Source organism: Bradyrhizobium oropedii (assembly GCF_020889685.1).
GTDB lineage: Bacteria > Pseudomonadota > Alphaproteobacteria > Rhizobiales > Xanthobacteraceae > Bradyrhizobium > Bradyrhizobium oropedii.
Genome location: NZ_JACMYO010000075.1, coordinates 1 through 12,506 on the forward strand (window position 1 = coordinate 1; position 12,506 = coordinate 12,506).

Consider the following 12,506-nt stretch of genomic DNA (forward strand, 5'->3'; position numbering starts at 1 on the left):
CCGGGAAGTGTGCGAGTTTCAGCGCCATCTCGATGCGCCGATGATCTTTGCGCGCGATCTCGCGCTCGCACAGCAGGATCACCTACGACGATCCGTTCTCCATTGCACGCAAGGCGATGCACGCGCTCGCTGCTCGCGGCACTCCAAACTCTTCCTGCGCGAAGTCCGAATAGAAGTGTGGCGCGCGCCTCAAGCGAAATCAGTCGCGAAGCGCGTTCGGTGCTGCGAGATAAGAGCCACGTCCGATTTGAAAACGGCGATGTCAGAAATCTGACAACTGGCGCCGTTGTTTCCAGAGGCGTGCTGGCGGCAATGCGTGTTTTCTGTCTCGCCGTGCAGAAACGTATTTCGTTTTTCCTCAGGCAAACAGGGCTTAGTTGCGGAAGCCGTATAAGGCAGCCGGAGTCTCGCTAAGGATCCGTCCTCTCGTGTCATCGTCTGGGACGAGCTCCCCAAGCCAGGCCAACGTCTCCGCATACGATGGCGCATAGGCGTGGGCGGTCGTGACGTTCGGCCACTCCGAGCCCCAGAGCAACTGTGCCGGTCCGAGCTTCTTCAACAGCCGATCCGCCGCTGCCTTGGCCCAACGATCTGGGACGCGTCGACCCCCGACAGCTTCACCCACACCTCGGCGCCTTTAGCGAGTGCAAGGAGGCGCTCTAATCGCGGATCCCATGCGGGATCGCGCGTGCTATCTGCAAGTCCAAAGCCTCGGAACACGAGGCGATGGCCGTCGGCAAGGAGCAGCTCTGCGAGGTGCTCTCGTCCTTCAAGCCCGCCGGACACTTCCAAGTGAAACCCCAGCTGAAGGGCAGCCTCGAGAGAGTCAGCTAGCGAATCAGGATCATCAAGCGTTACCGCCAAACCCACGGCGCCTGATCGGCCCCACTCCTTCAAAATCCCAGGCGCCAAAGGTTGCACGAGAGGCGGAATCAGCCGCACCGGCGTTTGGGCTTGGTTCGCCTCGGCGAAGAGCTCCGTCGGGTCGCAGTGCAAGAAAGTAGGTTGGATCAGTACGAGCCCCGTGATTGAGGAGCCGCGTGCTGCGCTTTCCAGCCGTTCGAGGGATCCGTCGATGACGGGCGCCGCCTCCCGGGCCTCCTGGCAGAAGGCGTGAACTTCGCAGTCGATCCTCATGGTACGTTCCCGCAGACCACAATAAGCAAAGCGCCAGCCAGGCCGTAGTACACACGAAACCGAAGCTCGTCGACGGCCGTGTTGACACTCGTCAGCTTCTGCTCAATCGCGCGGCAGACAACGTCGCGTTGCGCGTCGAGATGATGGCGCTTGCTCTCCAAGATCTCGTCGCTAGGGCCGCGTTTCAGGGTAGAATGCTCGCGCGCCATTGCAGTGCGGGGCTCGCTGTAGATGCTCATTTGATAATTAGCGCAGGACTTCCATCCTTAGCTTGTTTCCCCTTAGCGCGAACCAGAGCCCGGGACAATGGGCCGGCAGAATCAGCTTAAATCTTTCGTACGTTTCGGACGAATGTGACGCGCGAGTTTTGTGCAGGCCCTTCCTCGTTCAGGCTTTAGAATTTGGTGAGCTTGAAAACGTGCTCGATCGTACGCGGAGATCGGAATATGATCCGCTATCGTCCTCGCCGCTCACCTGACACGGCCCTGCACTTAGACTCCGATCCGGGTTCGCGCTTGCACTCATGCCTCGCGCGACAGGGCGATTTGTGCAGCGATCAAAGGAGGTCAGTCGCGATGATCACCATCGCATCTCGCCGCTTGCGGAAGATTGGCCTTCCAAGACGACTAGGGGAAACGTCGGATCAGCCCGTCAAGGCTACTGGGGAGAGCGGCTTCACCCTCGGCGCGCCATTGCGAACACCATCCTTGAATGAATGCTCAAGTTGGATCTAGAGACAGCCGCCATTGCTCAATACTCCCGGTTGTCGTGCTCAGCCGTGTCGGATTGAAGACGCTTTGGTGCGCGTAAGTGGGACACCAGGCGCGAGTATTCTGACTTCGTGGCCGAAGCGCATATTTGGCCTCTCTTCAAATGCGGCTCGCTCAGCTTTGGTGGCACGTTGATTGCCGGACACTGTGAAGATCCGCACGGTGGTGGCGGTCTCGCAATCGCCGGCACGGGATTTTAGATGAGATTTGCTCTACTGATCATATTCAATGCCATTGACGCGATGCCGTTGATTGGGGCCGGCTCGAAGCTTTGCTGCGGGCATTCGCCGGAACCGCTGGATAACGCCCAAAGGCTGCCAGATTGATTTGCAATTGGGTTCGATTAGTCGCAAGCAAGCCTCGATTCCGCCGGGCCGATCTGGGGCAGTCGATAAGCTTGTCGAATCCACGAACAGACCCGGTGCGCAGAGCCAGTTGGCTGAGCCGAGCCCCTTCTGCCGCTGATCCTCCCACCGCAAGCTCTTAATATACATCGCATCACTTGGCAGCAAGCCGCTCCGGAACGTCAGTGCCATCTTCAACATTTTGCCGCCGCTGCCGGCAACACGCATGTGAGCATCGTGTTTGTGGCGGCAGGGTCGCTATCGTCCCATCCTGCTCGAAACTGAGCGAAGTGTGTTCGCCTCGTCACCTTGCCGGCTAGCGCGGTATCTCGTTGAGCTTATCAGGGTCGTGATGTCCACTGCACGCTCGATGATCAGGATCCGACTTATCGGGCTGTTTCTCATGACGACTGCTCTGACAGCTATCTTGTCACTCGTGACCCCAAGGAATGTTGTGTTTCACCGCGTCGTGATCGCTCGCATGTCGCGTGGTAGCCGCTAGAATCTTTGCAGCTCATTTACATCTGCTGATGAGCACACTAGCGCCGACTGATCCACAAGCGGCAGCTCTTCTCACCGAGGTGATCGATTCTACCAATTTTGGGAGGGGATTGCGGTGCTCGGGTCAGTTAGAAGTTCGTCGAGGCTAATCTATTGGGATGGGCCTCTATATCAGGTTGGCAGGAAGCGGCCTATGCCAACAGACAACCACTTTGCGAAGGGGAGGTCGATCTTGCCGGATCAGACTTTTGCTGGTCCTGTCTGGCAGTGCCGTCCGGAGGGCTTGCATCGTCTTGACCAAGCCAGTGTCATGGCCTCAGCCGAGGGGGCGGACCTTGCCGCTAAATTTAGGTTAAAAACCCGCGCCAATGACGGGAATGACCCGGACGCCTACAGGAAGCAGCGTTTGTTGGAGCCGATACGCCGCGCCGCCAGGGCGGGGCAATCCTGTCGTGAAGCCAGGCGACAATGGGCGGACAGCCAGAAATGGAGCCGCCAGTGAAAGCTGTGATCCTCGCGGGCGGCCTTGGATCCCGAATCTCCGAGGAAACCCACCTTCGGCCCAAGCCCATGATCGAGATCGGCGGCAAGCCGATTCTGTGGCACATCCTCAAAATATACTCGCACTATGGCATCAACGATTTCGTGATCTGCTGTGGCTATAAGGGCTATCTGATCAAGGAATACATCGCCAACTACTTCCTGCACGTGGCCGATGTCACCGTCGACATGACAAATAACCGCATGGAGGTCCACCAGCATCATGCCGAACCCTGGAAGGTGACGCTCGTCGATACGGGCGAGAAGACGATGACCGGTGGTCGGCTCAAGCGAGTTGCAAATTACCTGACCGATGAGGACGCCTTCTGCTTGACCTATGGCGATGGTGTAGGAGACATCGACATAACCGCGTTGATCGCCTTCCACCGTTGCCAGGGTACGCTCGCCACTCTAACCGCCACCTATCCGCCTAGCCGTTTTGGCGCCCTCGAAATTTGTAGTGACCACCGTGTCGCCAGCTTCAAGGAAAAACCTCGTGGCGATGGGAAAATGATCAATGGTGGCTTTTTCGTGCTCTCCCCGAAAGTCATTGACCTGCTGGTGGATGACTCCACCGTTTGGGAGCGCGAGCCGCTCATGGCGTTGGCCGAGCAGCAACAGCTTTCGGCCTACCAGCACCACGGCTTCTGGCAGCCGATGGATACGCTGCGCGACAAGACATTCCTTGAAGCGCTCTGGATCGAGGGCAAGGCGCCGTGGAAGGTATGGGAAAAATGATCCATTCTGGGCGGGCAAGCGCGACAAACTTCAAGTGCGCGCGGCTCGCGGTTTGGCTGCAACATCTTGGTGCGGATGACCGGCTGCGCGCTGGCTCCTCCGGCCCGCGCGCCAAGCCATCTGAAATCGCCCGCGTCAGGGCTGGCATGGAGTCGATGCTGGGCGAGATGAACAAGGCCGATCATTTGGTAAAGCACGCTTCGTGGCGCCGCGCCCGATCTCGTCATCCACGCGGTCTCCCAACCATTGCTACGCTATTCCGATGCCGATCCATTCGAAACTATTGCAGCAATGTCATGGGAACGGCGCAATCTCGCCGACCGTTCGGCGGGTGCACTCGGTCCGCCCCGTGTTCAACTCCGACACGTGCTGCGAGAACCGTGAATGGATATGGGGCTATCGTGAGAGCTGTCGGTTCGGCGGAGGCGACCCGTGTGGGAACAGTAAGGCCTGCGCCGAACTTGTGTCCTCCGCCTTCCGTGGTTTTTTCAGTCTGACAGCCATGTGGGCCACGCGGTGGCGCTGGCCACGGCCCCGTGCTGGTAATGGATCGGCGGTGGTGATGGAGCCCAGGGTCGCTTGACCCCCGATATCCTGCGCGCCGTCGCAACGGAGGAGGTGATGAAGATCCGCTCGCCGACCGCTGTTCGCCCGTGGCAACATGTCCGCGAAACCCGTTCGGGCTATCTTGCACTGGCTCAGCGTCAATTCACCGATGGTATGGCCTTCGCTGATCTCTGGAATTTCGGTCCAGCCCTAGCCCACGCGCACCTGGTAGCATGGATTACCGATCATCTGACGGGCATGTTCAGTGCTGATCATTCAAGTGATCTGACCCGGAGAAAGCCCTCGCAGCTGACGGGTAAGGATTCCCGCGTCAGGGCTATTCGCCTCAGCAAGAATGTCGGGTTTCAGCGCTCGAGTCCCGTCGAGTATATGCATGGGTGCGGCGACGCCGTGATGCAGGTCGAGGCCGATCTCCAGGAGCTGTCCGAGCTTCGTGCCGAGTTCTTTGACTTTCGGCGATCGGCCCGCCGGGACGTCCACGGCAATTCGCCGTGTTCAGCATTCGACCCGATGGCCATGGTAATTTCTGTCATTAGGATGCGGCTATGGAAAAGGTATTGGTGACCGGCGCACGAGGCTTCATTGGATCGCAGCTTTGCAAAAGGCTCGCGGCCTCGGGCGTCGAATTGCACGCGGTCTCGCGCCAGCCACCCGCCGACGTACCGGCCTGGTGGCGATCGATCGGTGGAGACGAGGGCTACGCCCGACGCGCCACCGCTATCCGTTGGTGGAACGTCGATCTGATCGACCTGCAAGCAACGCGAGAACTGATCCGGACTGTCCAGCCTGACACGACATATCACCTCGCTGGTCTGGCGACGAGTACGGGCAGCTTCGAAATGGTGCTGCCGATCCTGCAGAACAACTTTCTCACCGCATTCAATCTGCTCATGGTGACGTGTGAAAGCGGCGCCGGCCGGATCGTGCTCGCCGGCTCGGTTGAAGAGCCTGATAGCCCGAATCCTATACCCTGCTCGCCCTATGCCGCAGCGAAAGGGGCGACGTCCGCGTTTGCCCGGATGTTCGAGGCGCTGTACCAGACCGAGGTCGTCATCGCAAAGATCGCCATGGTTTACGGCCCGGCGCAAGCGGACCTCACAAAGCTCGTCCCCTACGTTATCACTACCTTTTTGCGCGGCGAGCGCGCCAAACTGAGCAGCAGCGTTCGGCCAGTTGATTGGATTTACGTCGATGATGTGGTCGATGGCCTTATGGTATGCGCCCACACATCTGGCGTCAGGGGCCGCACGATAGATGTCGGATGGGGCAAGGTGTGCACGATCCGGGAGATCGTACGGCGGCTAAGAGAATTGATTCCCGAGGCGCCCGAACCGCTTTTCGGGGCAGTTCCTGATCGACCCCTCGAGCGGGTACTGAAAGCCGATGTTGCCGCCTCCTGCAAATTGATCGGCTGGAACCCGTCGACAACGCTACAGGAGGGCCTTCGCCGTACAGTGGAATGGTATCGATCCCGAGCCGGGGCATGAGCGGATTGCGGGGCCGGGGCATCACCCGTGCTCGATTACCACGAACGCGCAGCTCCCCTCGGCCTCGTCCCGACAATGATCGCGTGCTGCGGCTTGCGTGTCGCTGCGCGGCGCGCGTTTTCAAAGTGAAACATCACGAGAGAAGACCTCGCAAAATGCCGATTCAGATCCCGAAATCGCGACAGCTCGAACAGTACTTGATTAGAGCGCCGCCGGGTCCGGATAAGCTTCGATATCGGGTTCGAGCATTGCTCAATCAGCTATTGCCGAGAATCTGCACAGGCAAAGCATGGACAGGCTGTCGGCCAGGTCGACAAAGAATGTTTACGTCGCAATCAACGCGGAAAAAACTCCGAGAGGGCACCACGTGGTTGGCTGGAACACTTGACATCCCCGACGCCATCGAGCGATCAATCGCAAGATGAACGCGCGGCATGATGGTGGTTGATTCGATCCGCTTCGATCATTCGGGACGTATGTGGATGAGCCCTGCGTCCAGTGCGATCCGAGCGGCGGATTCAAGCCGAGCAAAGGGCACGTCGGCCCGCACCGCCATCTCCAACAGGCTATGATCGCCATCCGCGAGGTTGAGCAACCATAACAGGTCCATCTGCGTGGCGCCGCCCGCCTCGCGTTGTCCGGCGATCGCTCTGTAGAGACCGCGTGTTCCAAGCTGGGGCTCGCATCGACCGTCGAGGCGCTCATACGTGCAGTCCGCATCAAGTAGATCCAGGACCGTCTCTACTACCGAGTAAGATTGATCGAGGGCCTCCGGCTTCACGAAATCCAGATTGTCTGCCGAGGTATGGTATTCGGGGAAAGCACCATGTACACCGCGCATAAGGCAGCCTACCGGCAGATCGAAAGCAGGCGAACAAAACTGCCGCTCGTCATATCCGTAGGGGGCGAACGGCAGTATTTCATGGCGGAGGCTGGAATGCCTGAGGACGTGTGTCACGGCCCGATCGATGGTGGCCCCCTTGCGGCTCTGCTTATAGTGAAATTGCCCGCTATCACCCAAACACGTCAGCACGAGGCCATGCTTGATGTTAGCCAATCCTGGCTCGTTGCGGGCGAGCCAGGTGATGGCCCCGATCGTCGCTGGAAGGAAGAGAAATCGATACCCTAGCCGTCGTTTTTGGCGCGCCTGCCGCATGGCCATAGCTGTCATGACGGCGATTCCCGAAAGATTGTCATTTGCGAGGCTCGGATGACAGACATGGCTGCTGAGCAAAACTTCGTCCGGCGTCTCGCCGGGAACGAAACACTCACCAAACGTCAGTGAACCAGGCGAGATATCGCTGTCGATCTCAACATGATAGGTGTCATCATTCATGGTCTGCCAAAGATTGTGAGGCAGGCAAAAGCCCCAATCGTCGGCGTAATAGCCGGTCCTGTATGGAATAAGATCCGGCTGATCAGGCAGAGTGTGGACGTGCCGTGCGAGTTCGGCACGCGTGAACACTCCCTGCACCGGCCTGCTATATCCTAGAACGTGAAGATTGTTGCTGGCGAAGTCGACCAAGCATTTTCCGCCTACCGTGGAGATCGACCCGCGCCGAATATTCCATTCCATTGGAACGTGCCAGTCGAAAACAGGAGTTCCCGTTGCGACTTCATTGATCTCGAGATCAATGTGGCGAGCGATGAGGCTCAGCGTCTTGCGAACTCCTGAGCCGGTTTGGCTACGGTTGATCGGAAACAGCTCGCAGACCAGTTGATACAGGTCAATCGCAGGCTTCCTCTCAGTTTCTTTTACGTCAGGTTTCATTGGCATCTCGTTTCTGCCGAGGGCGCTACAGCTCGCGATCTGCGAGCGATGGTGAGGCCGCATCTTTGGTCGAAAACATGGTCACCGGCTCACGCCGTCTCATGGAAAACATTGGATCGCCGAAGCGAAACCATTCGATACATTCGATGTATTCCCGGGAGAAATTCGATAACCGTGCGAGGTGAGAGGGTTTACAAGAGCATCACGTCCGCCCTCGAGCACTGGGTTGAGTCCGCGGCCAAGTCACGGGCGCCGAAGTTGACTTTTGGATGCGAGGACATTTTTGAAGCGCGATCGGCATTTCGTGCAACGGCAATAGCGGTCTGGCCATCACATAAAAGCAGGCGACCACATGCTGCCTGATGATACCGGCCGCGCCGGTCAGCAGGACCTTCATGTCAAAACCTTCAGTTCGGGAACCGCGATCACAAACTTGCCGCCCCACCTCTTGATCTGCTCATGCTGCTGGATCACCTCCGCAGCAATGTTCCAGGGCAGGATCACCACCCAATCCGGCTTTCGCGTCTCAAGCTCTGCTGGGGAAAGGATCGGAATGTGGCTGCCGGGCATGAACTTGTTCTGTTTCGACGCTGCCGCATCGCAGATAAAACTGATTAAGTCGCGCTTCAAACCGGCATAGTTCATCAATGTATTGCCTTTGGCAGCCGCGCCATACGCGGCTACCGACCTGCCGGCATGCTTCTGCTCGATCAGGAAAGCCAGGAAATCGTTCTTTACCCTGTCCGCCTTTTGCTGGAATGCCAGGTAAAAACCGAGGTCTTGCAACCCGAGCCGTTGCTCTTCTGCCAGCACGGCCGTGACCACTGCCGTTGTTTTGCGCGGATCATGCTTGTTGCAGCCATAGATGCGCAAGGAACCGCCATGCGTCGGGAGCTCCTCAACGTCGAAGACCCGCAGGCCCGCTTTCTCGAAGATGCGGATAACCGCCGTGAGCGACAGATACGAGAAGTGCTCATGATAGGCGGTGTCGAACTGGTTGTGCGCGATCATGTTCTTCAGATGTGGGAACTCCAGGTTCACCGTACCTCTCGGTTTGAGTAGAATACGCAGGCCCAATGTGAAGTCATTGATATCAGGTACATGGGCGTAGACGTTGTTGCCGCAGATCAGATCTGCCTGCTGCCCGCCTGCTGCCAGCCTGGTAGCGGAAACTGCGCCAAAGAATTCACGGAGCACCGGCACGCCAATCCGCTCGGCGGCATCGGCCGTGCTGGCAGTCGGCTCGATACCCAGGCATGGTACGCCCATCGCTACAAAATTCTTGAGCAGATATCCGTCATTGGAGGCGACCTCGACGACAAAACTGTCTCGGGTCAGATGCAGCATCTCGGCGATCTTTTCGCAATAGGCGCGAGCATGTTTCAGCCAGCTCTGCGACGTCGAGGAGAAGTATGCATACTCGCTGGAGAACAATTCGTCGGCGGCTGTGTGATCTTCGGTCTGTACCAGCCAGCATACGTGACAGACAAGAATTTTCAGCGGAAAGGTCGTCTCGGGCGCGTGGAGCTGCGCTTTTGAAAGATAGGCGTTCGATGGCGGCGCGTGTCCCAGGTCAAGAACCACGTGTTGTAATTGCGTCTGGCAATTGCGGCACTTCATAGGTCTAGTCCGTAGAAGTCCACATCAAGAAGCGGATGCTTCGAGCAGCGGGCGGACAAGTCCGTTGGGGAAGGGCCATGCAAAGTCAGCCATCGTATCATCGATGCGAATAGTGCCTCATCGGGCGGCGAAGGGAACGTGGCGCAGCACCGACTTTCCGCGCTAGCGACGGCATGGAACATAAACGACGACTGCGATGGCCGCGGTGTTCGCCGGTTTGGCCATGAAGGTACCAGCCGCCAATGCCGATCAGGATCCACTCCAACAGGATCCACTCCAAGAGCGGGCGGATGCGACGCAGCCGCCCGGCTAGCAGCAAATCGGTCATCACCATCGAGAGCGATGGAAAGCTGAGTGCGCAGCAGCCGCGGGATGAGCACCCAATTACCAAGGTTGCATAACGCAGGGCTGGAAAGCCCTGCCGTTAGCCCCGCTGGATGCGGCCAGCCTGCCATCCAGAGACGTCGGATCACAAGGAGACTGCAAATCCAACCCAGCGCCATGGTGGGTGTGACGTTCGCCGCGCGAAGCACGGCGATGTCGTTGCCTGCCCACTGATATGGCCAGTGAGAGAGGAAGCCGAAAAGGAACGGCGGAATATTGACTGCGTAGGGGAAGGAGTTCGCGATGACGTTAAGATATAAACCTTCGTCGGCGAGATTGAGACCATAACTGCCGTCGTATTGCAGCCACGCGAAACGGATTGCGATTACGGCGAACAGTGCCGGCAAAGTCCAGTTCAGCAAGGCGGGCCCTCCCTTGGCGAAGTGGTCGGCTCTTGCCATCGGTCCCATCTTAACCTCGCAGACGAGACCCATTCCAATGAGCCTCAGTTGCTTCTAGCTGGCCTGAGCTCCGCAATCTCCTCCGAAAATTGGTAGCGTCGGTCATGGTGTTCAGCGAGACGGAGTGTGAACACCCCAGAACCAGAGTTTGCACCCGTGATCACGCGCGTGGACTGGCTGCCGCGACGTGGTTTTGCAGCAAAATCAGCGACCCGATTTCCGATCGTCCCATGGGGCCGCTCTCCTTGTAGCGTCCGCATCAATCCTTCGCTTTTTCCCGTCCGTCTCCCATCTAATCCTTGCGGATTGGTTGGGCGAAACGGTGTGGAACGAGGCGCTCCCGTTGTCAGGAAGCACTTCGTCTCATGGAACCGAACCCGCACTGCGAACGCCACCACGACACACCGAAGGCGCGCGCCTACATCCAGCGCGGCAAGAAGTCACGCCCGATTGCCTGCCGAGTTGGTGGAGCGAGGAGACTACGATTGATCGGTGGCGCCGCGCACGACAATCGAAGCGCTCGCACCTGCCGAAGACCCGGGTGACGACCCTGTCGGCCGTCGACTGCAACAACTCAATGGCATTAGCGGTCTACCAAGCGCTGACAAGCCGAAGGCCGGCGCCTTCGATAACCGGCAGCGTCGGTTTCATCCATATCGACGTGCAGTATCTGCCGGTCCTGCAGCGCAGCACGAACTATGTCTTCGTCGCCATCGATCGTGCCCGCCACGTCTTCGTCGAGATCCATGCCGGACGGGAGGGCGCATTGCAGCCGGCTCCCTCAAGCGCTTCCCCGGCGGCTTCCAGCGCGGCGTTCACGCCATCCTGACCGACAACGGCGACGGGTTTACCGAACTCCTCGCCATCGAAAAGAAGAACAAGCCGCCGGCGCACCTTCCGATGCCTATCCCCTTGACTATCTCTTCAAGCAATGTGGCATCGCACATCGCCTCACAACGCGCTGCCACCGCAGAGCCAGGGCCTCGTCGAACGCTTCGACCGGCGCATCGCCGGAAGCAAAAGCAATGGTCACAAAGAACGTGGCAGCGTTCGGCGCGCTTTTATCGACCCGCCGATCGGGACGCCTTCGTTGCCAAGTCGACCCGCGACGATAAGCGCATTCGTTTCAGCTACCTAGTTCCAGTCCAGGCTGTCGCCAATCACATGGGACTGAACACGCCCTCAAGGCTGAGAACCGATGGGTGTCGAGGCACTCGGCCCGGAAGCGACCGTTGAAGGTCCCGGCGAACGCATTGTCGGTCCGCTTGCCAGGCTGCGAGAAGTCCAGCATGACGCCGCGCTGGTAGGCCCGCAGGTCAAGATCGCGCGGCACGAACCCGCTACCTTGATTGACGCGGATCCCGGCGGGGAAGCCCAGTTCCTTGCAAGCCCTGTCCAGAACCTCCAGGACGTCGGCGTGGGGGAAGGTGAGCCGCGGCTCCCGCGACGCGAAGACCGATTTTATTCTGAAGGAATCTACGACATGCCTGGGCAGTCAGTTCGCTGAAGTCCTCTCTGATTGTCATGGCCGCGACGTTGCTTCACTTCTCTGTCGGGCATGTAAAGTGTTGCGCCCCGGTTCAACTACAAGAGCCGGTAATTGGTCGAGATGACGAAAGCATGTTACTGTCGACAATGAACGTCTGCCGGTAAAACGCAAAAGGAATCGGCATGCAGCACCAATCGCTATCTGTCCTCGCTAAGCTCGCCGAGATGCTGGAGCCGTTGAGGTGCGACTGAACCGGCCACGCGCGGAAGCGCACATCTGGTGACCGAGAGCGGTAACTTCTCATCACACTGCAATATAGTCCTTCGAAAGCCATCGCCATGCGACCATCACGCTCCACCAAGATATTCAGTGAAACACGGGTTTTCGCTCATGAATTTGCAGTAACATCGAGCTGCGCGACAGCTCCTATGTTGCCACTCTGCGGATTGCCGCAGCCTTCGATCTATCATCTCAGTGACCATCCAGTCACCGAAAGTTACAAGCTCAATTCGCTCTCGGAGGGACGTGGCCGATCATCCGTCTTTCTCGAGGTTTGAGATATCCGTTTTTTGAGCGGCCTGCCAACCTCAGTCATCAGTAGCAACCACAAGGGACATTTTGTGGACCGACGGGGAGTGAAATCCGAAAGCCTCCAAAAGGCCCAGGCAAGGCGCCAGTTGTGTCAACGGTGAGTACTTGTTTCTTCCATCGGTCCTTCGTGCACCGCCTTTTCAATCGAGCCGACTGCGTGCTGGAG

The 12,506-nt window shown here is 58.4% G+C and carries 13 protein-coding genes; 5 read left to right on the forward strand and 8 right to left on the reverse strand.

Features of this window, described 5'->3' with window-relative positions:
• Window positions 1-274: hypothetical protein (locus H8A95_RS21315; protein ID WP_229184873.1), on the forward strand; the 274-nt coding region annotated here is incomplete at its 5' end.
• 99 nt (window positions 275-373) lie between these two features.
• Here the strand turns inward: H8A95_RS21315 and H8A95_RS44480 are convergent.
• From H8A95_RS44480 to H8A95_RS21330, 4 genes are all read right to left on the reverse strand, one after another.
• Entirely contained in the window at window positions 374-625 is a 252-nt protein-coding gene (locus tag H8A95_RS44480) for an amidohydrolase family protein (protein ID WP_420839432.1), read from the reverse strand.
• On the reverse strand, window positions 556-1,137 hold the full coding sequence (locus H8A95_RS21320) for a hypothetical protein (RefSeq protein ID WP_229184874.1): 582 nt from the start codon (window positions 1,135-1,137) through the stop codon (window positions 556-558). Before H8A95_RS21320 ends, H8A95_RS44480 begins: the two co-directional genes overlap by 70 nt.
• Window positions 1,134-1,376, reverse strand: coding sequence for a hypothetical protein (locus tag H8A95_RS21325; RefSeq protein WP_229184875.1), 243 nt, complete (start codon window positions 1,374-1,376; stop codon window positions 1,134-1,136). The genes H8A95_RS21320 and H8A95_RS21325 overlap by 4 nt, the downstream gene beginning before the upstream one ends.
• A gap of 743 nt (window positions 1,377-2,119) precedes the next feature.
• The gene (locus H8A95_RS21330; RefSeq protein ID WP_229184876.1) at window positions 2,120-2,479 is read right to left on the reverse strand and encodes a hypothetical protein; all 360 of its coding nucleotides are present in this window, start codon (window positions 2,477-2,479) and stop codon (window positions 2,120-2,122) included.
• 771 nt (window positions 2,480-3,250) lie between these two features.
• Between H8A95_RS21330 and rfbF the strand changes: the two genes are divergently transcribed.
• The 3 genes from rfbF to H8A95_RS21345 all read left to right on the forward strand — a co-directional run bounded on the left by rfbF (window position 3,251) and on the right by H8A95_RS21345 (window position 6,084).
• Complete coding sequence (gene rfbF, locus H8A95_RS21335) at window positions 3,251-4,030, forward strand: glucose-1-phosphate cytidylyltransferase (RefSeq protein WP_229184877.1); 780 nt, start codon at window positions 3,251-3,253, stop codon at window positions 4,028-4,030.
• A gap of 579 nt (window positions 4,031-4,609) precedes the next feature.
• Window positions 4,610-5,161, forward strand: a complete 552-nt coding sequence (locus H8A95_RS21340; protein ID WP_229184878.1) for a hypothetical protein — start codon at window positions 4,610-4,612, stop codon at window positions 5,159-5,161.
• Window positions 5,143-6,084: an NAD-dependent epimerase/dehydratase family protein gene (locus tag H8A95_RS21345; RefSeq protein ID WP_229184879.1), complete on the forward strand. Its 942-nt coding sequence runs from the start codon at window positions 5,143-5,145 to the stop codon at window positions 6,082-6,084. Before H8A95_RS21340 ends, H8A95_RS21345 begins: the two co-directional genes overlap by 19 nt.
• 463 nt (window positions 6,085-6,547) lie before the next feature.
• On the opposite strand, the gene H8A95_RS21350 is transcribed toward H8A95_RS21345, so the two are convergent.
• The 3 genes from H8A95_RS21350 to H8A95_RS21360 form a co-directional block, all read right to left on the reverse strand.
• Complete coding sequence (locus H8A95_RS21350) at window positions 6,548-7,855, reverse strand: DUF4910 domain-containing protein (RefSeq protein ID WP_229184880.1); 1,308 nt, start codon at window positions 7,853-7,855, stop codon at window positions 6,548-6,550.
• A gap of 393 nt (window positions 7,856-8,248) precedes the next feature.
• On the reverse strand, window positions 8,249-9,475 hold the full coding sequence (locus tag H8A95_RS21355; protein ID WP_229184881.1) for a class I SAM-dependent methyltransferase: 1,227 nt from the start codon (window positions 9,473-9,475) through the stop codon (window positions 8,249-8,251).
• Window positions 9,472-10,260, reverse strand: coding sequence for a hypothetical protein (locus tag H8A95_RS21360; RefSeq protein WP_229184882.1), 789 nt, complete (start codon window positions 10,258-10,260; stop codon window positions 9,472-9,474). The genes H8A95_RS21355 and H8A95_RS21360 overlap by 4 nt, the downstream gene beginning before the upstream one ends.
• Window positions 10,261-10,801: 541 nt before the next feature.
• On the opposite strand from H8A95_RS21360, the gene H8A95_RS21365 reads away from it, so the two are divergent.
• Window positions 10,802-11,089 (forward strand): hypothetical protein, encoded by a 288-nt coding sequence (locus tag H8A95_RS21365; RefSeq protein WP_229184883.1) that lies wholly within the window; start codon window positions 10,802-10,804, stop codon window positions 11,087-11,089.
• A 297-nt stretch (window positions 11,090-11,386) separates the two neighbouring features.
• On the opposite strand, the gene H8A95_RS44485 is transcribed toward H8A95_RS21365, so the two are convergent.
• The gene (locus tag H8A95_RS44485) at window positions 11,387-11,551 is read right to left on the reverse strand and encodes an integrase core domain-containing protein (protein ID WP_420839435.1); all 165 of its coding nucleotides are present in this window, start codon (window positions 11,549-11,551) and stop codon (window positions 11,387-11,389) included.
• Window positions 11,552-12,506 lie beyond the last annotated feature (955 nt).